Origin of the sequence: Campylobacter sp. CFSAN093246 (assembly GCF_012889415.1) — a bacterium.
Lineage (GTDB): Bacteria > Campylobacterota > Campylobacteria > Campylobacterales > Campylobacteraceae > Campylobacter_D > Campylobacter_D jejuni.
Genome location: NZ_CP040613.1, coordinates 99704 through 122982 on the forward strand (window position 1 = coordinate 99704; position 23279 = coordinate 122982).

General features: G+C 31.1%; 27 protein-coding genes and 1 pseudogene. All 28 read left to right on the forward strand.

Going from position 1 to position 23279, the window contains the following annotated elements; all coding sequences use genetic code 11:
- Position 1: 1 nt before the first annotated feature.
- Entirely contained in the window at positions 2-1339 is a 1338-nt protein-coding gene (locus FBE87_RS00445) for an anaerobic C4-dicarboxylate transporter (RefSeq protein WP_002852014.1), read from the forward strand.
- A 107-nt stretch (positions 1340-1446) separates the two neighbouring features.
- Positions 1447-2808, forward strand: coding sequence for a COG3014 family protein (locus FBE87_RS00450; RefSeq protein WP_002851858.1), 1362 nt, complete (start codon positions 1447-1449; stop codon positions 2806-2808).
- Between the two features lie 9 nt (positions 2809-2817).
- Positions 2818-3186, forward strand: coding sequence for a YcfL family protein (locus tag FBE87_RS00455; protein WP_002851817.1), 369 nt, complete (start codon positions 2818-2820; stop codon positions 3184-3186).
- A 23-nt stretch (positions 3187-3209) separates the two neighbouring features.
- A complete protein-coding gene (gene lpoB, locus FBE87_RS00460; protein ID WP_002851945.1) occupies positions 3210-3833 on the forward strand; it encodes a penicillin-binding protein activator LpoB in 624 nt (207 codons plus the stop codon).
- Between the two features lie 113 nt (positions 3834-3946).
- Positions 3947-5251, forward strand: a pseudogene (locus FBE87_RS00465) (DUF6844 domain-containing protein).
- A 9-nt stretch (positions 5252-5260) separates the two neighbouring features.
- Positions 5261-6463, forward strand: coding sequence for a CsgG/HfaB family protein (locus tag FBE87_RS00470; RefSeq protein ID WP_002871914.1), 1203 nt, complete (start codon positions 5261-5263; stop codon positions 6461-6463).
- 158 nt (positions 6464-6621) lie between these two features.
- The gene (gene rplU / locus FBE87_RS00475) at positions 6622-6930 is read left to right on the forward strand and encodes a 50S ribosomal protein L21 (protein WP_002778820.1); all 309 of its coding nucleotides are present in this window, start codon (positions 6622-6624) and stop codon (positions 6928-6930) included.
- 10 nt (positions 6931-6940) lie between these two features.
- Entirely contained in the window at positions 6941-7195 is a 255-nt protein-coding gene (rpmA, locus tag FBE87_RS00480) for a 50S ribosomal protein L27 (RefSeq protein WP_002800974.1), read from the forward strand.
- A gap of 106 nt (positions 7196-7301) precedes the next feature.
- Positions 7302-8372 carry a GTPase ObgE gene (gene obgE / locus FBE87_RS00485; protein WP_002874277.1) on the forward strand — a complete coding sequence of 357 codons (1071 nt, stop codon included), beginning with the start codon at positions 7302-7304 and terminating at the stop codon, positions 8370-8372.
- 87 nt (positions 8373-8459) lie between these two features.
- Positions 8460-9215, forward strand: a complete 756-nt coding sequence (gene proB, locus FBE87_RS00490) for a glutamate 5-kinase (protein WP_002851769.1) — start codon at positions 8460-8462, stop codon at positions 9213-9215.
- 73 nt (positions 9216-9288) lie between these two features.
- A complete protein-coding gene (fmt, locus tag FBE87_RS00495) occupies positions 9289-10206 on the forward strand; it encodes a methionyl-tRNA formyltransferase (RefSeq protein WP_002851657.1) in 918 nt (305 codons plus the stop codon).
- The gene (locus FBE87_RS00500) at positions 10169-10822 is read left to right on the forward strand and encodes a biotin--[acetyl-CoA-carboxylase] ligase (protein WP_002858812.1); all 654 of its coding nucleotides are present in this window, start codon (positions 10169-10171) and stop codon (positions 10820-10822) included. The genes fmt and FBE87_RS00500 overlap by 38 nt, the downstream gene beginning before the upstream one ends.
- On the forward strand, positions 10819-11604 hold the full coding sequence (locus FBE87_RS00505) for an AAA family ATPase (protein ID WP_002851697.1): 786 nt from the start codon (positions 10819-10821) through the stop codon (positions 11602-11604). Before FBE87_RS00500 ends, FBE87_RS00505 begins: the two co-directional genes overlap by 4 nt.
- Before the next feature lie 5 nt (positions 11605-11609).
- Positions 11610-12446, forward strand: a complete 837-nt coding sequence (locus FBE87_RS00510) for a ParB/RepB/Spo0J family partition protein (protein ID WP_002851919.1) — start codon at positions 11610-11612, stop codon at positions 12444-12446.
- A gap of 60 nt (positions 12447-12506) precedes the next feature.
- Entirely contained in the window at positions 12507-12932 is a 426-nt protein-coding gene (locus FBE87_RS00515) for a FoF1 ATP synthase subunit B' (RefSeq protein ID WP_002851812.1), read from the forward strand.
- 10 nt (positions 12933-12942) lie between these two features.
- Positions 12943-13455 carry a F0F1 ATP synthase subunit B gene (locus FBE87_RS00520; protein WP_002851681.1) on the forward strand — a complete coding sequence of 171 codons (513 nt, stop codon included), beginning with the start codon at positions 12943-12945 and terminating at the stop codon, positions 13453-13455.
- A gap of 2 nt (positions 13456-13457) precedes the next feature.
- A complete protein-coding gene (locus tag FBE87_RS00525) occupies positions 13458-13979 on the forward strand; it encodes a F0F1 ATP synthase subunit delta (protein ID WP_002851861.1) in 522 nt (173 codons plus the stop codon).
- Positions 13980-13992: 13 nt separating this feature from the next.
- Positions 13993-15498: a F0F1 ATP synthase subunit alpha gene (gene atpA, locus FBE87_RS00530; RefSeq protein WP_002851836.1), complete on the forward strand. Its 1506-nt coding sequence runs from the start codon at positions 13993-13995 to the stop codon at positions 15496-15498.
- A gap of 8 nt (positions 15499-15506) precedes the next feature.
- On the forward strand, positions 15507-16391 hold the full coding sequence (atpG, locus tag FBE87_RS00535) for an ATP synthase F1 subunit gamma (RefSeq protein WP_002851834.1): 885 nt from the start codon (positions 15507-15509) through the stop codon (positions 16389-16391).
- Positions 16392-16416: 25 nt separating this feature from the next.
- Positions 16417-17814: a F0F1 ATP synthase subunit beta gene (atpD, locus tag FBE87_RS00540; RefSeq protein ID WP_002852005.1), complete on the forward strand. Its 1398-nt coding sequence runs from the start codon at positions 16417-16419 to the stop codon at positions 17812-17814.
- Between the two features lie 3 nt (positions 17815-17817).
- Positions 17818-18207 carry an ATP synthase F1 subunit epsilon gene (gene atpC, locus FBE87_RS00545; protein WP_002851752.1) on the forward strand — a complete coding sequence of 130 codons (390 nt, stop codon included), beginning with the start codon at positions 17818-17820 and terminating at the stop codon, positions 18205-18207.
- Positions 18207-18761: a MotA/TolQ/ExbB proton channel family protein gene (locus FBE87_RS00550; protein WP_002854361.1), complete on the forward strand. Its 555-nt coding sequence runs from the start codon at positions 18207-18209 to the stop codon at positions 18759-18761. Before atpC ends, FBE87_RS00550 begins: the two co-directional genes overlap by 1 nt.
- 8 nt (positions 18762-18769) lie before the next feature.
- Positions 18770-19159 carry an ExbD/TolR family protein gene (locus FBE87_RS00555; RefSeq protein ID WP_002858790.1) on the forward strand — a complete coding sequence of 130 codons (390 nt, stop codon included), beginning with the start codon at positions 18770-18772 and terminating at the stop codon, positions 19157-19159.
- A gap of 2 nt (positions 19160-19161) precedes the next feature.
- Positions 19162-19941 (forward strand): TonB C-terminal domain-containing protein, encoded by a 780-nt coding sequence (locus FBE87_RS00560; protein ID WP_002859784.1) that lies wholly within the window; start codon positions 19162-19164, stop codon positions 19939-19941.
- A gap of 9 nt (positions 19942-19950) precedes the next feature.
- Positions 19951-21159 (forward strand): Tol-Pal system protein TolB, encoded by a 1209-nt coding sequence (gene tolB, locus FBE87_RS00565; protein WP_002858647.1) that lies wholly within the window; start codon positions 19951-19953, stop codon positions 21157-21159.
- A 76-nt stretch (positions 21160-21235) separates the two neighbouring features.
- Entirely contained in the window at positions 21236-21733 is a 498-nt protein-coding gene (gene pal / locus FBE87_RS00570; RefSeq protein ID WP_002851617.1) for a peptidoglycan-associated lipoprotein Pal, read from the forward strand.
- A 3-nt stretch (positions 21734-21736) separates the two neighbouring features.
- Positions 21737-22684 (forward strand): tetratricopeptide repeat protein, encoded by a 948-nt coding sequence (locus tag FBE87_RS00575; RefSeq protein WP_002851738.1) that lies wholly within the window; start codon positions 21737-21739, stop codon positions 22682-22684.
- A gap of 14 nt (positions 22685-22698) precedes the next feature.
- Positions 22699-23268, forward strand: a complete 570-nt coding sequence (locus FBE87_RS00580) for a peptidylprolyl isomerase (protein ID WP_011049593.1) — start codon at positions 22699-22701, stop codon at positions 23266-23268.
- The last annotated feature ends 11 nt before the right edge of the window (positions 23269-23279 follow it).

Genomic DNA, 23279 nt, shown 5'->3' on the forward strand with positions numbered 1-23279 from the left:
TATGGATATAATGATAATTTTGCAAGTAATCGTCCTTCTTGGGGCGATTTTTATCGGTATTCGCCTAGGTGGTATTGCTATAGGTTATGCTGGAGGATTAGGTGTAGTTATATTAGGGCTTGTTTTAGGTATGAAACCTGGTAATATTCCTTGGGATGTTATTTTAATTATTGCCGCAGCTATTGCAGCAATTTCTGCTATGCAACAAGCAGGTGGACTTGATTACATGGTAAGGGTGACAGAAAAAATTTTAAGATCAAGTCCTAAATTTATAAATTATTTAGCTCCAGCTTGTGGGTGGTTGCTTACAATTTTAGCAGGAACAGGAAATGCGGTATTTTCTTTAATGCCTGTTGTAGTTGATGTTGCAAAATCTCAAAACATAAAACCTAGTGTTCCACTTTCATTAATGGTTGTTTCTTCGCAAATTGGAATCACTGCTTCTCCTGTAAGTGCAGCTGTGGTTTATATGAGCGGAGTTTTAGAGCCACTTGGATGGAATTATCCAACTTTAATTGGAATTTGGATTAGCACAACTTTTGTAGCTTGTATGCTTGCAGCTTTTATAGTGAGTTTAATCACTCCTATGGATTTGAGTAAGGATAGTGTTTATCAAGAACGATTAAAAGCAGGACTTGTAAAGGATGCAGGAGCTGTTTTGCATGGCGAAGATAAACCAGGTGCTAAACTTTCAGTGGTAATTTTCTTGATCACTGTTTTGGCAGTTGTACTTTATGCAACCGCAATTTCAAGTAATATTAAATGGATTGATCCTGTTGTGGTTTCAAGAGATGCAGCTATTATGAGCTTTTTACTTACTGCAGCAACTTTGATCACTTGGCTTTGTAAAGTTGAGCCAGGTAAAATTCTTGACACTAGTGTATTTAAAAGCGGTATGACTGCTTGTGTTTGTGTTTTTGGTGTAGCATGGCTTGGAAATACTTTTGTTGCAGGACACGAAGCTTCTATCAAAGAAGTAGCAGGCGACTGGGTTAAACAAACCCCTGCTATGTTAGCAGTTGCATTTTTCTTTGCAAGTATGCTTTTATATTCTCAAGCAGCAACCGCAAAGGCCATTGTACCTGTAATTATCACTGCTTTAGGAATTTCAGCAGCAAATCCGCATGATTCTTATATGCTTGTAGCTTGTTTTGCAGCAGTTTCAGCACTTTTTGTACTTCCAACTTATCCGACTTTGTTAGGTGCAGTGCAAATGGATGATACAGGAACGACTAGAATTGGTAAATTTATATTTAATCACTCATTCTTTATACCAGGGGTTTTAGCTATTGCAATTGCTGTAGCATTAGGCTTTGTATTAGCTCCTATGCTTATTTAAATCAAACCCTAGGTTTTTCTCTCCTAGGGTTAAAATTTTTTCATTAGTTTTTAAGTATATACTACGCTATAATATTCATTTTTAATTTTCTTTAAGAAAGGAATTTAATGAAGATAAAAGTTGGGTTGATTTTTTCAGGTATTGCTTGCCTTTTTTTAACAGCTTGTGTTAATCAGGTTAAACAAAATACAACATTTGAAAATACTTTAACACAAAAATATTGTGGTGATGATTTTTTCAATCAAAATTTAGAAAAAATTAAAAAAAATGATGATGTCATTTATACAGGATTAAATGCAGGTTTGATTGCTAGAAATTGTGGTGATTTTAATAAAAGTAATGTATTTTTTGATGCTGTAGAAGAATCTTATAAATATGATGTGGATTTAGAAAATGTAAGCCCTAAAGCAGCTAAATTTATTGGTACAACCTTGCTTAATGATAATATAGTAGATTATGATGGTTCTTTATATGAAAGAATTATGGTTAATATATATAAAGCTCTAAACTATATGGAAGAAGATGATTATGAAAATGCAAGAGTTGAGTTTAATCGTGTTTTAATGCGTCAAGATAAGGCAAAAGAATATTTTGCTAAAGAAATTGAAAAAAATCGTGCTGATTTAGATAAGGCAAAAGAAGATAAAAATTATGATAAAAATATGAATGAAAATTCAAAAGTTATAGAAGCGCAATATGACAATTTATTTAAAGAATTTGATACAACAAAAAATTTCATAAATCCTTATGCGACTTATCTTGCTTCAATATTTTTCTTTATGGATAAAGATTATAGAAAAGCTGCAGATTTATTTAGAGAAGTAGCTATTATTTATCCAAAAAACAAAACTATCAAAAAAGAGGCTAAAATTTTTAAAGAATATGCCACAAAAATAAAAGTCAAAAAAGCTAAAAAATATGTTTTTGTAGTTTATGAAAATGGATTTGGTGTAGTTAAGGATGAATTTGCTTTAACCTTACCTTTTATAGTGGATAAAAAAATTATTAGCACAAATATTGCTTTGCAAACCTTGAAAAAAAGGGAAGCTTCTTTTGCAAATTTAAATATAAATGGTCAAAATACAAATGATTTTGTAGATTTAGACAATATTGTCGCTACTGAATTTAAAATAAATATGCCTGCAATGATTGCTAAAGCCTTAGCTCAAACTATAATTAAAACCACTTTAAATGTAGCTGTTGCAAATAATGACTCTACAGGTGGATGGCTAAGTCTTGCAACAGCAGTAGCAACTGCTGCAACCAATAAAGCTGATGTGCGTTCTTGGAGAGGTTTACCAAAAAGTATTGCCATAGCAACAATAGAAAACGACGGAAATTTAGAAATCAAAGATCCACAAGGCAATATTTTGTTTCAAAAATCATTGGATAAAAATAAAAATGCTCTTGTGATAGTGCGTTCTTTTGCTCCGTATTTACCCGCAAGTGTTGCTATCATGGAAAAATAAGGCTAAAAGATGAAAAAAAATATTTTATTTATTTTAATGTTTTTACTTAGTGCTTGTGCACCAAGTTATCAAATAAATTCAAATCAAAATACTGTAATTTTAGGTTCAAATTTACCAAAAAGTTTAGTAAAACAATTTCAAAAGCGTATAAATAGCAATGGTTATTTAGAATTTGAAGTGATTTTGCGCAGTACTTTTGCTAAAGATGTAATTTATAAAGTAGATTGGTTAGATAAAGATGGTTTTGTGCTAAGAGATGTTTTAAATGAGGACTATCAAGCCCTTAGAATTCCAGCAGGACAAGAGGTAATTCTTCGTAAACTTGCATCTGATACAAGAGCGAATGATTTTAGATTAGAAATTAAAGCAAAAAATTAATCTCATTTTAGGAAGGATAAATCATGAAAAAAACAAAAATTTTAGGAACAGCTCTTATTGGAGCTTTGCTTTTTAGTGGTTGTGCGCAAACAGCTTATACAGATGGAAAGGCAAGTCAGGTAAAAAAAGGCGATGCTTTAACCTTGGGTCTTGACAGACAAGATTTTGAAAGTGCAGCTGAAACTATGATAAATAGTATGTTAAGCGATCCTGCTTTTGCAAATATTAAACCAGGTACAAGAAAGGTTATTGCTATTGGTAGGGTTGTGAATGATACCCCGCAAAGAATCGATACTGAAAAACTCACCGCAAAAATCACTTCTGCATTAAGAAAATCAGGTAAATTTGTTCTAACTTCAGCAGTTGCTGCAGGCGGAGCACTTGATAGCATGAGTGAAGATGTAAGAGAATTAAGAGATAATGATGAGTTTAATCAAAAAACCATAGCAAAAAAAGGGACATTGGTATCGCCTGATTTTTCTCTTGCGGGTAAAATTAGACAAGATAATGTAAAACTTAGCAATGGTAAAACTCAAGTAGAATACTTTTTCTTGCTAAGACTTACTGATCTAACATCAGGTTTAGTTTATTGGGAAGATGAGCAAACTATTGATAAAACCGGTTCTAGTAAATCAGTTACTTGGTAAAATAAAAATTAATTTATGAATAAAATTTTTTAGCTCAAGTGTTTAGCTTGGGCTTTTTTTATATTTTTAAAAGGATACGAAATGAAAAAATATTATTTATCGGCTCTTTAGTTATGGCAAGTTTACTTTATGCATAAGGTTCCCAGCCTGTAGAAATTACACAACAAGATATAAATACTCAAAATGAAATGTCTGACGCAAGTACTAAGGATATTACCCCAAAATCAATTGAAGATTTTTTTGAAGAATTTGCCGATAATTTCGGTATAGAATATGGTATAACCAAAGATGGAAAAACTTTTTATACAGGAAAAAGTACTGTTGCTGTAAATGATACTGATCCACAATTTGCACAAGCTTTACAAAATGCTTATCAAAAAGCAATGTTAAATTTACAAAGCGAATTTATAAGAGATGCTTTTGGAAGAATTGCTACAAGCAAGATTCAAAATTATGAAGCAGATAATTCTACTAATGCTAAGGAATTTGATGAATTGCCAAAAGGTGATAAGGTTGATCAAATTTTAAATAAACTTACACAATTAGCTGGTGCTCAGCTTGATAAGGCATTAAAAGATTTAGGTATAGATACAAATTCTTTAAGCGAAGACAGAAAAAAGACTTTATTAAAGCAAGAATTTCTTAATAAAACTATGACAAATGCCATAGGTTCTATGAGTGGACTTGTTCCTGTGTAAACTATAGTTACACAAAGAAGAGGTGAGTATGATGTAGGTGTTATTGCTGTTATTTCCAATAAAACTCGCCAATTAGCAAAAGATATGGCACTAGCAAGAAAGAGTGCTATTAAGGGTAAAGGCAAGGCAATAAGTGAGTATCTGCCAAAAGATACAAAAGGCTTTTTAAATGAATATGGAATTCGCTTAGTTTATGATGAAAATGGTGCGCCTATTATTTTAAGTTATGGAAACTGGGGTTATGTAGCAGATCCTAGTAATGCTAAAAAAACAAATATTTTAGAAGATAGAGCCAAAGAAACAGCACTTACTATGGCTGATGCTGCTATTATAGAGTTTATTAATACAAATTTAAGTCTTAAAGATGAAAGAACAACTGGTGATACTTACGAGGAAATCATCAAACAAAGTATTAATGTTAATGATAGTTCCACTCAAGAACAAACTCAAAACGTAACAAATATTATTGATAAAGTAAATAGTAAAATAAAAGCAAGCGCAAGCGGTAAAATTCGTGGTATTCGTACTCTTAAAAAATGGAGCTATACAAGTGAAAATGGTATTGAACATGTAGGAGCTGTGAGATTTTATTCTTATGAAAATTTAGCTAACACAAATGAGGCTTTAAATTCAAAGTCAAATGCAACAAAAAATGAAGCTAAAAAATCTTCTAGCATACAAAGAAGTTCTAATGTTGTAAATAGCGTGGATGATTTTTAAAGGTAAAAGATGAAAATAATTAAAATTCTTTTTTTAGGCTTATTTTTAAGCCTAAGTCTTAATGCTAAAGTTATAACCACAACTTCAACAAAATCAAGCACAGGTGAAGGCACAGGCTTGACCAGGGAAGATGCGATAAACAATGCCATTATAGAGGCTATAGGAAAAATGAGCAGAGTAAGCATCAATTCTCTTAAGAAATCTAATACTAGCGTTTCAACTGATAATTCAGGTTCAAATATACAAGATAATTACAGCGAGCAAATTTCAAAAGCCACCAAAGGTAGAGCTGATACTTATGAAATCAATAGTGTTGAACAAGATGCAAATGGTAAATATACAGCCAATGTAACGATTTTTAAAACCACAACAACAAAAAAGTATCAAGCTCCAGGTTTAAGTGCAGATAATAGAAGAAGTATTACTGTTTTTGATTCTACTCCAGATGCTGCAAAAAGAGGTATAGGCTCAGCTTTGCAACAAAAAATCATTTCTGATTTATTGCAAAGTCGTAAATTTAATGTTTTAGACCGTGATTCTAGTGGCTATTATGAAATGGAAAAAGCTTTAATCAAAAGTGGCGACGCAGCTAGCGATGAAGTTTATAAACTTAAAAATATGTTAGCAACAGATTATATTTTATTGTTTTCTATTTCAGGACTTGAAGGTAAACAAAAAACAAGCAATTTAACAGGAAAAAGCAAAACTGAAATTGAAGTTATCGTAGATTATCGTGTGCTTTTATTTGCTACAAGACAAATTAAATTTTCTAATACTTTAAGCATGAAAGTCAATCTTAAAGACAATAGTCTTAGTGCCAATGAAACCGCACTCAAACAAATTGCAAATCGTATAGCAGGAGATATTTTAAACGCAATTTATCCTTTGAAAGTTGCAAGTGTTGAAAACAATGAAGTAATATTTTCTCAAAGCTTAAATCAAGGTGATGTTTATGAATGTTTTGCTCTTGGGAAGGTTATAAAAGATACTTATACAAAAGAAAATACAGGAAGAGTAGAAAGCAAAACAGGAAGTATTGAAATCACTCGCACAAGCCCTAAATTTTCTTATGCAAAAATCACAGAAGGTAGTGTAAAAGTGGGCGATATTTGCAGACCTTTAAGTAATACTGGTAGTGGAAATGGCTACACTATAGGTCGTGATGCAAATTATCAAACCCAAGAAGGCGGCGGAGTAAATCTAGGCTTTTAAATTTTTAGAGTTTGATTTTTCTCAAACTCTAAACTCTTTCTTAAATTCATCAAAAATTAAAGAAAAATTTTGTAAAATCGAAATTTTATTAAACCAATAAAGCTTTTAAATCCGTTATTACGGTGCTTTATGGTACTACCAATTTATAAGGAAAAGCAATGTATGCTATTATCAAACACAGCGGAAAGCAATACAAAGTAAGTGTTGGCGATGAGCTAAAACTAGATCACTTTGAAGCTGAAAGCAAAGCAAGTATTGAAGTAAGCGAAGTTCTTGCTATCAATGATAAAGAATTAAAGGTAGGTGCGCCTTTCGTAGCAGGTGCAAAAGTTGTTTTGGAAGTAATCAATCACGGAAAAGATAAAAAAGTTGTGATTTACAAAAAAAGACGCAGAAAAGATTCTAAACTCAAACGCGGTTTTAGAAGACAATTTACTCGCGTTGTAGTAAAAGATATCAAAGCTTAAGGAGTAAAGAATGGCACACAAGAAAGGTCAAGGTTCAACTCAAAATAACCGCGATTCCATAGGTCGTCGTTTAGGTGTTAAAAAATTTGGTGGCGAGTTTGTTAGAGCTGGAAATATCATCATCCGCCAAAGAGGAACTGCAACTCATGCAGGTAACAATGTAGGCATGGGAAAAGATCATACTATCTTTGCTCTAATTGATGGTTTTGTAAAATTCGAAAGAAAAGACAAAGATAGAAAAAAAGTTTCTGTATATCCTGCATAAGTTTTTAGGACGCTTTTTAGCGTCTTGAAAACTTTAAATTTATAAATTTAACTTCTTTTATTTACTCAAATTTAGCTTTATAAATTTAAAGTCAAAGGCAATTTAAATGTTTATTGATAGTGTTAAAATTACTTTAGCTTCAGGCGATGGTGGCAAAGGTGCTGTAAGTTTTCGCCGTGAAAAACATGTTCCACTTGGTGGCCCTGATGGAGGAGATGGTGGAAATGGTGGTGATATTATTTTCGTATGTGATAATAATACCCACACTCTTGTAAATTTCAAAGGCAAAAGAGAATTACGCGCGCAAAATGGTGCTGGTGGAATGGGACGCAATAAAAATGGCAAAAAGGGTGAAAATTTAGAACTTATAGTGCCCGAAGGAACGCAAGTTATCGATGCACAAACCAATGAAATTTTACTTGATCTTACCAAAGAAGGACAAAGAGAGCTTTTTTTAAAAGGTGGAAAAGGTGGACTTGGCAACACCCATTTTAAACACGCCACCAATCAACGCCCCGATTACGCACAACCTGGTATAAAAGGAGAAAGTCGCTTAGTCAGACTTGAACTTAAACTTATTGCCGATGTAGGGCTTGTGGGCTTTCCAAATGTGGGAAAATCTACTCTTATAAGCGTTGTTTCAAATGCAAAACCTGAAATTGCAAATTATGAATTTACCACCCTTACTCCAAAACTTGGACTTGTAGATGTAAATGAGTATAATTCCTTTGTTATGGCTGATATTCCAGGGATTATCGAAGGAGCAAGTGGGGGTAAAGGCTTAGGACTTGCCTTTTTAAAGCACATAGAAAGAACGAGCTTTTTACTTTTCGTGCTAGATCCTATGAGGCAAATGCCTTTAAAAGAACAATTTATAGTACTAAGAAAAGAACTTGAAAAATTTTCCAATGAACTTTTTGGGCGTAAATTTGGCATCATGATTTCAAAAAGTGATAGTGTTCGTTTAGGAGAGGAATTTGCTGAGCAAATTGCTTTAAACATTAATGAGTTAGACAATTATCTCAAAGAAATAAATAATCCACAAAGCTTTTTAATCAAAGTCTCAAGCCTTGAAAAAACAGGACTTAAAGAACTTAAATTCATGCTTTTAGAAGAAATTAAAACTTTAAGAAATAACAAAAAAAATTTTAACAATCTAGGAAGTGTTTTATATTAAAAATTTCAAACACTCCCTATTTTTTCAAAAATAACTAGTTTATATGAAATTTTGGCTAAAATTATAAAAATTTTTCAAGGAATAAGCATGAAAAGAATAGTTGTTAAAGTGGGTTCTCATGTGATTAGCGAAGAAAACACTTTAAGTTTTGAGCGTCTTAAAAATTTAGTCGCATTTTTAGCTAAACTCATGGAAAAATATGAAGTAATTTTAGTAACCTCGGCGGCTATTTCGGCAGGACACACCAAACTAGATATCGATAGAAAAAACCTTATTAATAAACAAGTTTTAGCTGCTATTGGACAACCTTTTTTAATCAGTGTTTATAACGAGCTTTTAGCCAAATTTAACAAACTAGGCGGACAAATTTTACTTACAGGCAAGGATTTTGACTCTAGAAAAGCTACTAAACACGCAAAAAATGCTATCGATATGATGATAAATTTAGGAATTTTGCCTATTATCAATGAAAATGACGCTACAGCTATAGAAGAAATTGTCTTTGGTGATAATGATAGTTTAAGTGCTTATGCTACGCATTTTTTTGATGCGGATTTGCTTGTGATTTTAAGCGATATTGATGGATTTTACGATAAAAATCCTAGTGAATTTAGTGATGCAAAGCGTTTAGAAAAAATCACTCATATTAAAGAAGAATGGCTACAAGCAACCATAAAAACAGGTAGTGAGCACGGAACAGGTGGTATAGTAACCAAACTTAAGGCAGCTAAATTTTTACTTGAACACAATAAAAAAATGTTTTTAGCAAGTGGCTTTGATTTAAGTGTGGCAAAGACATTTTTATTAGAAGATAAACAAATAGGTGGAACTTTGTTTGAGTGATTAATTTATTAAATTCTCTTTTAAAATCAAATAAGCTATAATTAAAACTTTTAATTTCACACAAAGCGAAAAAATGAAAAAAATTATTTTTATGGGCACTCCATCTTACGCAACTTGTATTTTAAAAGCACTAGTAGAAAATGAAAATTTTAAACTCGTAGCACTTTTTACTCAGCCTGATAAAGCCGTAGGTAGAAAGCAAATTTTAACTCCAAGTGATACTAAGGCTTTTTTAAGTCAAAATTATCCTAGTATTCCTATTTTTACTCCAAGTTCTTTAAAAGATAAAAATATTATAAGAGAGATTAAGGATTTAAATCCTGATTTTATCGTGGTTGCTGCCTATGGAAAAATTTTACCTAAAGCCATTTTGGATTTAGCGCCTTGTGTGAATTTGCACGCTTCTTTACTTCCAAAATACCGTGGTGCCAGTCCGATCCAAAGTGCGATTTTAAACAAAGATGAAAAAAGTGGAGTTTGCACCATGCTCATGGAAGAAGGGCTTGACACAGGTGCTATACTTGAAAGCTTAGAATGTGATATAAAAGATAAAAATTCAAGTGAAGTTTTTGAACTTTTAGCAAATTTGGCCGCTAAGATCATCCTCTCTACTCTTTTAAATTTCGATAAAATCACCCCTAAAAAACAAGAGGAAAGTCTAGCAACACTTTGTAGAAAAATCAAAAAAGAAGATGGGCTTATAAATTTGCAAAATGCAAGAGAACTTTATCAAAAATATCTAGCTTTCACCCCTTGGCCTGGAGTTTTCTTGGAAAATGGACTTAAATTCTTAGAACTTGAACTTGTGGATGAATTAAAACAAAATGCTAAGATGGGTGAAATTTTAGAATTAGAAAAAGAAAGTTTTTTGCTTGCTTGCAAACAAGGAGTTTTGCGTATTAAAAAACTTCAAGAAAGTGGAAAAAAAGCTCTTGATGGTAGGACTTATTTAAATGGAAAAAGGCTTAAAAGTGAAGATAGTTTGTGTTGAAAGTATAGACTCAACTCATCTTTTTTTATGCAAGCAAATACGCAATGGAAAGATTGATGAAAATTTTGCTATTTATGCTTTAGAACAAATAAATGGAGTTGGAAGTAGGGAAAATTCTTGGCAGAGCTCTAAAGGAAATTTACATCTTTCTTTCTGTATTAAAGAAGAAGACTTGCCAAAAGATTTACCTTTAGCTTCTGTGAGTATTTATTTTGCTTATTTACTTAAAGAAGTTTTACAAGAAAAAGGTTCTAAAATTTGGCTTAAATGGCCTAACGATCTATATTTAGATGATAAAAAAGCTGGAGGGGTTATAAGTGCTAAAATTTCAAATTTTATCATAGGCGGTATGGGTTTAAATCTGAAATTTGCACCCCAAAATACAGCTTTATGCGATATAGAAATTTCGCTTAAAGATTTAGTGAGTGAGTTTTTGCAAAAAGTAGAAAAAAAAATTTTATGGAAGAATATTTTTAGCAAGTATATGTTAGAATTCGAAAAATCAAGAAAATTTAGCGTCCATCATGAAGGTAAAGTTTTTTCACTTGAAAATTCTTTTTTGTATGAAGATGGTTCAATTTTACTAGGCGATAAAAGGGTGTATAGTTTAAGATGAGCGAAATTATTACAATAGCAAATCAAAAAGGTGGAGTAGGAAAGACTACAACAGCAGTAAATTTAGCCGCTTCTTTGGCTGTGGCTGAAAAAAAAGTACTTTTGATTGATGTTGATCCGCAAGCTAATGCGACTACAGGACTTGGTTTTAATCGTAATAATTATGAGTATAATATTTACCATGTTTTTATAGGAAGAAAAAAGCTTTCAGATATTATTTTAAAAACAGAATTGCCACAACTTCATTTAGCTCCTTCAAATATAGGTCTTGTAGGTATAGAACAAGAGCTTGCTAAAGGTGAAAATAATGAGAAAAAAATGCTGCTTAAAAATCAAATTCAAGAAGTGATTGATGAGTATGATTTTATTATTATTGATTCTCCGCCTGCTCTTGGAAGTATTACTATAAATGCTTTTGCAGCAAGTGATAGTGTAATTATCCCTATACAGTGTGAATTTTATGCGCTCGAGGGTGTAGCTATGGTTTTAAATACAATTAAAATTATCAAAAAAACTATTAATTCTAAACTCAGGGTTCGTGGATTTTTACCGACAATGTATAGCTCTCAAAATAATCTTTCTAAAGATGTTGTAGATGATTTGAAACAAAATTTTAAAAAACAACTTTTTACTATTAATGGAAACGAAGATGACTTTATTGTGATCCCTCGCAATGTAAAACTTGCAGAAAGTCCAAGTTTTGGAAAGCCTATAATTCTTTATGATATTAAATCGCCAGGTTCTGTTGCTTATCAAAATTTGGCGTATTCTATATTAGGATAATTATAATGGGGTTAAATAAAGATAGGGGTTTAAGTAGTTTAATCAGTGATATGGATACTGTTTATAGCAAAGAATTGGGTTTTGATAAAAATCAAAGCACTATGATAGAAATTGATCAAATTTCACCCAATCCATTTCAGCCAAGAAAGAATTTTGATCAAGAAGCTTTAGATGAGCTTGCTAATTCTATCAAAGAATTTGGACTTATTCAGCCTATTATTGTATTTAAAAAAAATAATAAATTTATTTTAATTGCTGGGGAACGTCGCTTAAGAGCAGTGAAAGCATTAGGAAAAAAAGAAATTCTAGCTTTTATTGCTGATATTGATGAGAATAAACTTAGAGAATTGGCTCTTATTGAAAATATACAAAGAGAGAATTTAAACCCTATTGAACTTGCTAATTCTTATAAGGATTTGATGCAAGTTCATAAGATTACTCAAGAGAATTTAGCAGAACTTATTCATAAGTCTCGTACTCAAATAACAAATACTTTAAGACTTCTGAATTTAGATATTAGAACTCAAGAGTTGATTGCTTCTGGAAAAATTTCTCAGGGTCATGCTAAAGTTTTGGTTGGTTTAGATCAAAAAGATGAAAAAATGTTGGTTGATAGCATAATAGGTCAAAAACTTAATGTTAGAGATACTGAAAAAATAGTTAAAAAAATAAAAAATAATGAAAGCTTACCTAATCAAGAATTTGAAGATGAAATAAAAAAATTAAAACAAATACTAAATCGCTTTGGATTTGACTGCAAAAATAAAAATAATGATTTTGTAATTCATTTAGAAAATATTGATAAAATTAAAAAATTAATCAAAATGCTTGAAAAGCTTTAACCAAAATCTTAGCTTTTTTATGGTAAAATAGTCCTTCAAAAATTCTAACCAAGGAGAATTATGTTTGAAGATATGCATCCTTCCATAATGCTTGCTACTATGGCTATTTTTTTAGCTATGATAGTTATTTTAAATAGTATGCTGTATAAGCCGCTTTTAAAATTTATGGATGAAAGAAATGATTCTATAAAAAATGATGAGAATAAAGTAAAAGAAAATTCTCAAGAAGTTTTAGGTGTGAATGATGAATTAGAAGCTATTCATATTAACACTAGAGAAGAAATTCAAAAAATTAAACAAAGTGCTATAGCTGCTGCTAAAGAAGAGGCAGAGCAAATTCTTAGAAGCAAGAAAGAAGAATTAGAAAGAAAAATGGCCAGTTTTTATGCAGATTTAGCCGTTCAAAAAAAAGAGTTGCAAGAACATTTAAACATACATTTATCTGAGCTTAAGCAAGCTTTGCAAAATAACATAAAGAAAATTTAAGAGGAGAGAAATGAGTAAGTTATTCTTTATTATATTTTTGCTACCTTTGTATGCTTTTGGTGCATCAAACGGTAGTGGAGAATATGATATTATTCCAAGGACTATTAATTTTCTAATTTTTGTAGCTATATTGTATTATTTTGTTGCAACTCCATTTAAAAATTTTTACAAAAACCGTATTGTAAAAATTTCTTCTAAACTTGATGAAATTCAAAAAAAACTTTTAGAAAGTAAAGCTAAGAAATTAGACACGATGAAAAAACTTGAAGAAGCTAAGGCAAGTGCTGCTGCCGCTTTAATTACAGCAAAAAAAGAAGCTGAAATTTTAGTTCAAAATATTAAGAAAGAGACTCAAGATGAGTTAGATTTACTTCAAAAACATTTTGAGGAACAAAAAGATTATGAATTTAGAAAAATGGAAAAAGAATTAGTATCAAATACTTTAAATGAAATTTTTTCTGATCCAAATATGACATTAAAACAGAGTGAAATAATAGAACTTATGATGAAGAAGGTATCTTAAATATGGAAAATATAATTGCAAGAAGATATGCAAAAGCGATAGCTTCAAGAGCTGATATAAATGATTTTTATCAGAATTTGTGTATTTTAAATTCTGCTTTTGTTTTGCCAAAATTTAAAAATATTATAGAATCTAATGAGATTAAAAAAGAAAGAAAAATGGAATTTCTTGATTCTTTTTTTGATATTAAAAATTCTAGTTTTCAAAATTTTTTAAGACTTTTGATTGAAAATTCAAGATTAGAATGCATTCCTCAAATAGTTAAAGAACTTGAAAGACAAAAAGCTTTTAAAGAAAATATTTTTGTTGGTATTGTATATTCTAAAGAAAAATTAAGTCAAGAAAATCTTAAAGATCTTGAAGTCAAACTTAACAAAAAATTTGATGCAAATATTAAACTAAATAATAAAATCAGTCAAGATGATAGTGTTAAAATAGAATTAGAAGAATTAGGTTATGAACTTTCTTTTTCTATGAAAGCTCTTCAAAATAAGCTAAACGAATATATATTGAAAATTATCTAAGGAGAAAAAGTAAATGAAATTTAAAGCTGATGAGATCAGTTCAATAATCAAAGAAAGAATTGAAAATTTTGATTTAAATCTTGAAATTGAAGAAACAGGAAAGATTATTTCTGTAGCTGATGGTGTTGCTAAGGTATATGGACTTAAGAATATTATGGCTGGAGAAATGGTAGAATTTGAAAATGGTGATAAAGGAATGGCCTTAAACCTTGAAGAGTCGAGTGTAGGTATTGTTATACTTGGAAAAGGAGAAGGTTTAAAAGAAGGTGCTTCTGTAAAAAGACTTAAGAAATTACTTAAAGTTCCAGTAGGTGAGGCTTTGATTGGCCGTGTTGTAAATGCTTTAGGTGAGCCAATTGATGCTAAAGGTGTGATCAATGCTAATGAATATCGTTTTGTTGAAGAAAAAGCAAAAGGTATTATGGCGAGAAAAAGTGTTCATGAGCCTTTACATACAGGAATTAAAGCTATTGATGCGCTTGTGCCAATTGGTCGTGGTCAAAGAGAGCTTATCATAGGTGATAGACAAACAGGTAAAACTACTGTTGCTGTTGATACTATTATATCTCAAAGAGGTCAAGGAGTTATCTGTATATATGTTGCAATTGGTCAAAAGCAAAGTACAGTGGCACAAGTGGTTAAAAGACTAGAAGAACATGGTGCTATGGAATATACTATTGTTGTAAATGCCGGTGCTTCAGATCCTGCGGCTTTACAGTACTTAGCTCCATATACTGGTGTAACCATGGGTGAATTTTTTAGAGACAACGCAAAACATGCTTTAATTGTTTATGATGATTTGAGCAAGCATGCTGTAGCTTATCGCGAAATGTCTTTGATTTTACGTCGTCCTCCAGGTCGTGAAGCTTATCCAGGTGATGTTTTTTACCTTCATTCAAGATTGCTTGAAAGAGCAAGCAAGCTAAATGATGAATTAGGTGCTGGTTCTTTGACGGCATTGCCGATAATTGAAACACAAGCAGGAGATGTTTCTGCTTATATTCCAACTAATGTTATTTCAATTACAGATGGACAAATTTTCTTAGAAACTGATTTATTTAACTCAGGAATTCGTCCTGCAATTAATGTTGGTTTATCAGTATCTCGTGTAGGTGGGGCTGCTCAAATTAAAGCTACAAAACAAGTTTCAGGCACATTAAGACTTGACCTTGCTCAATATAGAGAGCTTCAAGCTTTTGCACAATTTGCTAGTGATTTAGATGAGGCAAGTAGAAAACAACTTGAACGTGGACAAAGAATGGTTGAACTTTTAAAACAACCACCTTATTCTCCGCTTAGCGTTGAAAAACAAGTAGTTTTAATTTTTGCAGGAACCAAAGGTTTCTTAGATGATATTGCTGTTTCTAGAATTAAGGAATTTGAAGATGGAATTTATCCTTTTATTGAGGCAAAACATCCAGATATTTTTGAGCAAATTCGCTCTAAAAAAGCTTTAGATTCTGATTTGGAAGAAAAACTAGCTAAAGCCATTAATGAGTTTAAAGCAAATCATTTATAAGGTCTTTTATGTCTAATTTAAAAGAAATTAAAAGAAAAATTAAAAGTGTTCATAACACTCAAAAGACTACAAATGCTATGAAGCTAGTTTCTACTGCTAAGTTAAAAAAAGCAGAAGAAGCAGCTAAAAGATCAAAAATTTATGCACAAAAAATCGATGAAATTTTGAGTGAAATTTCATTTCAGATCAATAAAATTGTTCACAATGAAGATGATGTGCGTTTATCTTTGTTTCATAAAAAAGAACAAATTAAAACCGTAGATTTAATATTTATCACTGCAGATAAAGGCTTATGCGGTGGTTTTAATATTAAGACTTTAAAAACAGTAAGTGAAATGCTAAAAGAATATGAAGCAAAAAATATTAATATTCGTCTTAGAGCTATAGGTAAAACTGGGATTGAATATTTTAATTTTCAAAAAATAGAATTGTTAGAGAAATATTTCCATCTTAGTTCTAGTCCTGATTATGAGAAAGCATGTGAAGTAATTCATGCTGCTGTAGATGATTTTTTAAATGGAAATACAGATGAAGTGATTTTAGTTCATAATGGTTATAAAAATATGATTACCCAAGAACTTAAAATTAATCATCTTATTCCAGTTGAGCCAAAGAGTATTGAACAGACTCATAATTCTCTTTTAGAGCTTGAACCGGAAGGAACTGAGCTTTTAAAAGATTTAATGAAAACGTATTTTGAGTATAATATGTATTATGCGTTAATCGATTCTTTGGCGGCAGAGCATAGCGCAAGAATGCAAGCTATGGATAATGCAACTAATAACGCAAAGGCAAGAGTGAAACAACTAAATTTAGCTTATAACAAAGCAAGACAAGAATCCATTACTACTGAGCTTATAGAGATTATCAGTGGTGTTGAATCAATGAAATAGTAAAATTTTAAGGAGAAGATAAATAATGCAAGGATTTATTTCACAGGTATTAGGTCCGGTTGTTGATGTAGATTTTAACGACTATTTGCCTCAAATTAATGAAGCAATTGTTGTAAATTTTGAAAGCGAAGGAAAAAAACATAAACTTGTTTTAGAAGTAGCAGCTCATTTAGGAGATAATAGAGTTAGAACTATTGCTATGGATATGACAGATGGTTTGGTAAGGGGCTTAAAAGCTGAGGCTTTAGGTGCTCCCATTAGTGTTCCTGTTGGTGAGAAAGTTTTAGGAAGAATTTTCAATGTTACTGGAGATTTGATCGATGAAGGTGAAGAAATTTCTTTTGATAAAAAATGGGCAATTCATAGAGATCCACCAGCTTTTGAAGATCAAAGCACAAAAAGTGAGATTTTTGAAACAGGGATTAAAGTTGTAGATTTACTTGCTCCTTATGCAAAAGGTGGTAAAGTAGGTCTTTTTGGTGGTGCAGGTGTTGGTAAAACTGTTATTATTATGGAGCTTATTCACAATGTTGCATTTAAGCATAGCGGCTATTCTGTATTTGCAGGTGTGGGTGAGAGAACTCGTGAAGGAAATGACCTTTATAATGAAATGAAAGAAAGTAATGTTTTAGACAAAGTTGCTCTATGTTATGGACAAATGAATGAACCACCAGGGGCAAGAAATCGTATTGCTTTAACAGGTTTAACAATGGCTGAGTATTTTAGAGATGAAATGGGTCTTGATGTGCTTATGTTTATTGATAATATCTTTAGATTTTCACAATCAGGTTCTGAAATGTCAGCACTTTTAGGAAGAATTCCATCAGCTGTGGGTTATCAACCAACCTTAGCAAGTGAAATGGGTAAATTCCAAGAAAGAATTACTTCAACTAAAAAAGGCTCAATCACTTCAGTTCAAGCTGTTTACGTTCCAGCTGATGACTTAACAGACCCAGCTCCAGCAACTGTTTTTGCTCACTTAGATGCTACAACGGTTTTAAATAGAGCTATTGCTGAAAAGGGTATTTATCCTGCAGTTGACCCACTTGACTCAACTTCAAGAATGCTTGACCCAAATATCATTGGAGAAGAACATTATAAAGTTGCTCGTGGTGTTCAATCAGTGCTTCAAAAATACAAAGATTTACAAGATATCATCGCCATTTTAGGTATGGATGAGCTTAGCGAAGAGGATAAACTTGTAGTTGAAAGAGCAAGAAAGATTGAAAAATTCTTATCACAACCATTTTTCGTTGCAGAAGTTTTCACAGGTAGCCCAGGAAAATATATAAGCCTTGAAGATACAATAGCAGGATTTAAGGGAATTTTAGAAGGTAAATATGATCATTTACCAGAAAATGCTTTCTATATGGTTGGAAATATAGATGAAGCTATTGCAAAAGCGGATAAATTAAAAGGTTAATTTATGAACGATTTGATTAATTTCGAGATAGTTACGCCTTTGGGTGTAATCTATCAAGGAGAAGTAAAATCTGTTACTTTACCGGGTAGTGAAGGAGAATTTGGCGTGCTTAAAGGACATGCTGCTTTGGTTTCTTCTTTAAAATCTGGAGTAATTGATATTGAAAAAGCTGATTTAAACCATGAATTAATTGCTATTGATGCTGGACATGCAAAGGTAGATGAAGATAAGATTTGCGTGTTAGCAAAGGGTGCGGTTTGGGTTTGTGGAAGTGATGAAAGTGAGATTGAAAAAAATCTTGCTCAAGCAAAAGATTTGATTAAATCTATGAGTTCTGATAATGCAGCTTTAGCAGCAACTTTTTCAAAACTTGATAATGCAAGGATGCATTAATGAATTTTGAAGCTATATTTCATTTTTTCAATAGTTCAAGTATTATTACTTATATAGTTTTATTATGGCTTTCTTTATATTTTATTTTAGCATTTAGTATTTTGTTTGCTAGATTGACTTATTTGGCTACATGGAGAAATAAAGAAAAAGAAAGTTTAGAAACTTTGCTCTTGGGTGAGAAGGATTTAAGTCGTACTGATTCGATTTTAAGAAAATGTAATGATACAACTTCAAATCATTTAGAAATCTATAAAAATTTAGCAAGTCGCCGCGCTTCTGCTGGACTTACTTGGCTTAGTATTATTGCTTCAACTTCACCTTTTATAGGTCTTTTTGGGACAGTTATTTCTATACTTGAAACTTTTGGTGGGCTTGGAACTCAAAATTCTTTAAGTATCATAGCTCCTAAAATCAGCGAGGCTTTAGTTGCTACAGGTTGTGGTATTTTAGTAGCAATTCCTGCTTATACATTTCATCTCATCATTAAAAGAAAAGCTTTTGAACTTTTAAGCATTATTGATAGCGAGATTAAAGTTATAAGTTCGAGTAAATAAGGTTAAAAATGCCATTTGATGATGAAAAACCTGAACTTAATATCACACCTTTAGTAGATATTATGCTTGTATTGCTTGCGATTTTAATGGTAACAGCTCCAAGCATTACTTATGAAGAAAAAATTAATCTTCCACAAGGTAGTCAAAAAAATACCAGCACTCCAACTGTTAAGAGTTTAATTATTAGTATTAATGCAAAGAAAGAAATTTTTTTAAATCAAGAAAAATACGATTTTATAAGTTTTGCTGATAATCTTGCTCAAAGAAAAGCACAATTTAATACCGAAGATCCGGTTTTTATACGCGCTGATAAAAGCTTAAAATATGACGATGTTATTTCAGTCTTAAGAAGTGTAAAAAATTTAGGATTTAATAAAGTTGCTTTACAGACTGAATAATCATGAAAAATTATGGTTTGAGTAATTTAAATTCGTTTTTACTTGCTTTAGCAATATATATTAGTATAGTAATTCTTGTTTTTTTTAGACTTGTAAGCGAGGTTGAACCTGCTATACAATATACTGATATAAAAGATAGTTTTGTAGATATTGAACTTGCTGAACCATCAAAACAAGTTATTACTCAAAGCAACACTCCTAAAGAAATACAAAAACCAACAGAGCAAATTGATATAGAAAAGCTTTTTGCTCAGACTACAAATAAAACAGTTAAAACTGAAGATATTGACCAAAAGGCAAGTAATTTTAATGAGCTTTTTGGAAATATTAAAGAAATACAAGAAGAAAAGACTACAAAAATTCAATCAAGTGCTAAATCAGGAATTTCTAGTGCCCCAAAACCTCAAGCTTCTGAACTTGTAAAACAACTTAATGATAGTTTACTTCAAGAAGAAAGTTCAACGCAAGGCGAAAGCACAAAGGCGCAAAAGATTGGAATTTATGATGAATTTTTAGGGAAAGTTGTGCGTATTATCACTCAAAGATGGACTCAGTATTATCCAAATAGTGAAAAAATTTCTGTTAAGGTAAAAATTTTTATTGATGAAAATGGAAAATTTGGCTATACTTCAGTTGAAAAAAGTGGGAATCCTTTATATGATGCTAAAGTGGCTGAATTTTTAGAAAGTCAAAAAGGTAAATTTATTACTTATCCTCCGCAAAATAAAAATATAAGCATTACCATGAATTTAAGAGATGAAGTAAAAGTTAAAAATGATTAGGAGAAAAAAATGAAAAAAATTGTAGCAATTTTTTTAGTCTTTTTAGGAAGTCTTTGGGCAGAAGATCCAGTGATTGATGTTGTTAATTCTGGTGTAGTTTTACCAAAGATTATTGTTAAAGACAATTCAAATTTAAGTGATGAGAATTTAAAGAAAAGCTTTTATAATATCATTGTGAACGATTTGAAAGTAAGTTCAAACTTTGAAGTTGTTGCTAATGCAACTGAGACAAGTAATTATATTTTTGAATACACTTTAAATAAAAATGGTAACACTTTGAGTTTAAATGTAAAAATAAAAGCTGGCGGTTCTGATAAGTCAGAGCAAACTTATACTTTAAATGGTTTAGAGCAATATCCATTTTTGGCACATAAAAGTGTCAAAGCTTCTGTAAATGCGTTAGGACTTGCACCTGTTGATTGGATGGATCATAAAATTTTGATCGCGAGAAATTCTAGCTCTAAAAAAAGTCAAATTATTATGGCTGATTATACTTTAACTTATCAAAAAGTTATTGTTGATGGTGGACTTAATTTATTTCCAAAATGGGGAAATAAAGAACAAACTCTATTTTATTATACAGCTTATGATCATGATAAGCCAACTTTATACCGTTATGATTTAAATACCAATAAAGCTAGTAAAATTTTATCAAGTGGCGGTATGGTTGTAGCAAGTGATGTGAATGTAGATGGAAGTAAACTACTTGTTACCATGGCTCCAAAAGATCAGCCTGATGTTTATTTATATGACTTAAATACCAAAAATCTAACACAATTAACTAATTATTCTGGTATTGATGTTAATGGAAATTTTATTGGCTCAGATGATAGTAAAGTGGTATTTGTAAGCGATCGTTTAGGATATCCTAATATTTTTATGCAAGATTTAAATAGCAATAGTGCTGAACAAGTTGTTTTTCATGGTAGAAACAATTCGGCTGTTTCGACTTATAAAGATTTTTTGGTTTATTCAAGTCGTGAACCAAATCAAGCAGGTGTTTTTAATATTTATTTGATGTCAATTAATAGTGATTATATTCGTCAACTTACAGCAAATGGAAAAAATTTATTTCCAAGATTTTCTAGTGATGGTGGAAGTATAGTATTTATCAAATATTTAGGTGCGCAAAGTGCTTTGGGTGTTATTCGTGTAAATGCAAATAAGACTTTTTATTTTCCTCTTAGGGTTGGAAAAATTCAATCAATTGATTGGTAAAAATTTCAATTTTAGGTTAAAATTAATTAAAAATTAGATATAATAATAAGAATTTATTAACTTTGAAAGGTCATAAATGAAAAAAATTCTTTTTACTTCAATCGCAGCTCTTGCAGTTGTTATTAGTGGTTGTAGCACAAAAAGCACTAGCGTAAGCGGTGATAGTAGTGTTGATTCAAATCGTGGTTCAGGTGGAAGTGATGGTTGGGATATTGATTCAAAAATTTCTCAACTTAATGATACTTTAAATAAAGTATATTTTGATTTTGATAAATTCAACATTCGTCCTGATATGCAAAATGTTGTAAGCACAAATGCTAATATTTTTAACACTGAAGTAAGCGGTGTAAGTATTACTGTTGAAGGAAACTGCGATGAGTGGGGAACCGATGAATATAACCAAGCTCTAGGTTTAAAAAGAGCAAAAGCTGTAAAAGAAGCTTTAATCGCTAAAGGTGTAAATGCTGATAGAATTGCTGTTAAAAGCTATGGAGAAACAAATCCTGTGTGCACTGAAAAAACTAAAGCTTGCGATGCGCAAAATAGACGTGCTGAATTTAAATTATCAAGATAATTAATGAAAAAAATATTCACAGTAGCTCTTCTTGGAGCTACTTTACTTTATGCAGAAAGCTCAGCTTTTGGTGCAGGAGATATAACAAGCAATTCTTCTTATGGTTTAACTTCAAATGAAAAATTATTTAAAGAAAAGTTAGATAATTTAAATAATGAAAATATACAAACAAATGCTAGAATTAATGAAATTAACGAAAGAATCGAGGGTTTACAAAGCACTTTAGAAGGTATAAATTCTCAATATGCCAAATCAAATTCTAGATTAAGTCAAGTTGAAGAGAATAATCAAAATATTGAAAATAATTTTACTAGTGAAATTCAAAAATTAAAGGCTTATGTTGAAGAAAGTAGAAAAATTCAAGAAGCTAATAATAAGCAAGTAAAAAAAGTTTTAGCCGAACTTAGTTCTTTAGTAGATGCTATTAATGCAAATTATGTTTCTAAAAACGAATTAAATGATGCAAATTTAAGCGTTAAAACTATTACACCTAGTGTTGTTGTTTCAACTACAGATTCAAATAGTACCATTGAAAACAATAATACTCAAAATACCCAAGATGATAAAGCAAAACAAATTGATGAATCTTGGAAAAAGAAAAAAAATAATGAAATTTTAGAATTAGCGATAAAAGATGTTGATAAAAATGCTTTTGAAGATTCCAAAGCAAAATTAAATTTTCTCATAACAAAGCAGTATAAACCTGCAAGAGCAAATTTTTGGTTAGGGGAGATCGAGTATAAACAAAAAAATTATAACAATGCTATTGTTTATTATAAAAAAAGTTCTTCTTTGAGTACAAAAGGAGATTATTTCCCAAAACTTTTATATCATACTGCCATTTCATTGGATAAAACAGGTGATACAAAAACAGCAAATGGTTTTTATAAAGCTTTAAAAACTAATTATCCAAATTCACCCGAAGCAAAAGCTTCACCTAATAGAAAATAAATTAAGGAGATAAAATGGCTATAGAAAAAAATAGTGTAGTTTCAATGTTTTATGAGTTAAAAGATGCAAATACAAATGAAGTTTTAGAATCAAATTTATATTCTCAACCTATTTCTTTTATTTTAGGCAAAGGTCAGATTTTAGAAAGCTTAGAAGAAGAAGTGATGAAGCTTGATTGCCCTAGCAATGCTGATGTGGTAATTAAAAAAGAAAAAGGTTTAGGCGAATACGATGAAAATGCCGTTCAAACTTTACCAAAAGAGCAATTTGCAGGTATTGATTTAAAAGTAGGTATGGAGCTTTTTGGCGAAGGTGAAAATGGCGAAACCGTTCGTGTAACTGTAAAAGAAATTGGTGAAAATGATGTGACAATTGACTATAATCATCCTTATGCAGGTCGTGATTTGCTTTTTTCTTTAAATATCGTAGATGCTAGAGTTGCGAGTGAAGATGAAATTCTTACAGGTATTATCGCAGGAAGTCATAGTTGTGGTTGTGGAAGCGGACATGGACACGATCATCATCACGGACATGGACATGGTGGCGGCGGTTGCTGTGGTGGCGGCGGTTGCGGTTGTCATTAATGAATGCTGCG

Excerpts from the sequence above, each read along its gene's own strand:
- rpmA (WP_002800974.1), top strand. The coding sequence starts at position 6,941 with ATGGCACACAAGAAAGGTCAAGGTTCAACTCAAAATAACCGCGATTCC.
- rplU (WP_002778820.1), top strand. The coding sequence starts at position 6,622 with ATGTATGCTATTATCAAACACAGCGGAAAGCAATACAAAGTAAGTGTT.
- FBE87_RS00520 (WP_002851681.1), top strand. The coding sequence starts at position 12,943 with ATGAGTAAGTTATTCTTTATTATATTTTTGCTACCTTTGTATGCTTTT.
- FBE87_RS00560 (WP_002859784.1), top strand. The coding sequence starts at position 19,162 with ATGAAAAATTATGGTTTGAGTAATTTAAATTCGTTTTTACTTGCTTTA.
- FBE87_RS00510 (WP_002851919.1), top strand. The coding sequence starts at position 11,610 with ATGGGGTTAAATAAAGATAGGGGTTTAAGTAGTTTAATCAGTGATATG.
- atpD (WP_002852005.1), top strand. The coding sequence starts at position 16,417 with ATGCAAGGATTTATTTCACAGGTATTAGGTCCGGTTGTTGATGTAGAT.
- FBE87_RS00580 (WP_011049593.1), top strand. The coding sequence starts at position 22,699 with ATGGCTATAGAAAAAAATAGTGTAGTTTCAATGTTTTATGAGTTAAAA.
- FBE87_RS00455 (WP_002851817.1), top strand. The coding sequence starts at position 2,818 with ATGAAAAAAAATATTTTATTTATTTTAATGTTTTTACTTAGTGCTTGT.
- FBE87_RS00525 (WP_002851861.1), top strand. The coding sequence starts at position 13,458 with ATGGAAAATATAATTGCAAGAAGATATGCAAAAGCGATAGCTTCAAGA.
- pal (WP_002851617.1), top strand. The coding sequence starts at position 21,236 with ATGAAAAAAATTCTTTTTACTTCAATCGCAGCTCTTGCAGTTGTTATT.
- FBE87_RS00555 (WP_002858790.1), top strand. The coding sequence starts at position 18,770 with ATGCCATTTGATGATGAAAAACCTGAACTTAATATCACACCTTTAGTA.
- obgE (WP_002874277.1), top strand. The coding sequence starts at position 7,302 with ATGTTTATTGATAGTGTTAAAATTACTTTAGCTTCAGGCGATGGTGGC.
- atpC (WP_002851752.1), top strand. The coding sequence starts at position 17,818 with ATGAACGATTTGATTAATTTCGAGATAGTTACGCCTTTGGGTGTAATC.
- FBE87_RS00505 (WP_002851697.1), top strand. The coding sequence starts at position 10,819 with ATGAGCGAAATTATTACAATAGCAAATCAAAAAGGTGGAGTAGGAAAG.
- atpA (WP_002851836.1), top strand. The coding sequence starts at position 13,993 with ATGAAATTTAAAGCTGATGAGATCAGTTCAATAATCAAAGAAAGAATT.
- FBE87_RS00450 (WP_002851858.1), top strand. The coding sequence starts at position 1,447 with ATGAAGATAAAAGTTGGGTTGATTTTTTCAGGTATTGCTTGCCTTTTT.
- FBE87_RS00500 (WP_002858812.1), top strand. The coding sequence starts at position 10,169 with ATGGAAAAAGGCTTAAAAGTGAAGATAGTTTGTGTTGAAAGTATAGAC.
- FBE87_RS00470 (WP_002871914.1), top strand. The coding sequence starts at position 5,261 with ATGAAAATAATTAAAATTCTTTTTTTAGGCTTATTTTTAAGCCTAAGT.
- FBE87_RS00515 (WP_002851812.1), top strand. The coding sequence starts at position 12,507 with ATGTTTGAAGATATGCATCCTTCCATAATGCTTGCTACTATGGCTATT.
- tolB (WP_002858647.1), top strand. The coding sequence starts at position 19,951 with ATGAAAAAAATTGTAGCAATTTTTTTAGTCTTTTTAGGAAGTCTTTGG.
- lpoB (WP_002851945.1), top strand. The coding sequence starts at position 3,210 with ATGAAAAAAACAAAAATTTTAGGAACAGCTCTTATTGGAGCTTTGCTT.
- FBE87_RS00445 (WP_002852014.1), top strand. The coding sequence starts at position 2 with ATGGATATAATGATAATTTTGCAAGTAATCGTCCTTCTTGGGGCGATT.
- FBE87_RS00550 (WP_002854361.1), top strand. The coding sequence starts at position 18,207 with ATGAATTTTGAAGCTATATTTCATTTTTTCAATAGTTCAAGTATTATT.
- atpG (WP_002851834.1), top strand. The coding sequence starts at position 15,507 with ATGTCTAATTTAAAAGAAATTAAAAGAAAAATTAAAAGTGTTCATAAC.
- fmt (WP_002851657.1), top strand. The coding sequence starts at position 9,289 with ATGAAAAAAATTATTTTTATGGGCACTCCATCTTACGCAACTTGTATT.
- FBE87_RS00575 (WP_002851738.1), top strand. The coding sequence starts at position 21,737 with ATGAAAAAAATATTCACAGTAGCTCTTCTTGGAGCTACTTTACTTTAT.
- proB (WP_002851769.1), top strand. The coding sequence starts at position 8,460 with ATGAAAAGAATAGTTGTTAAAGTGGGTTCTCATGTGATTAGCGAAGAA.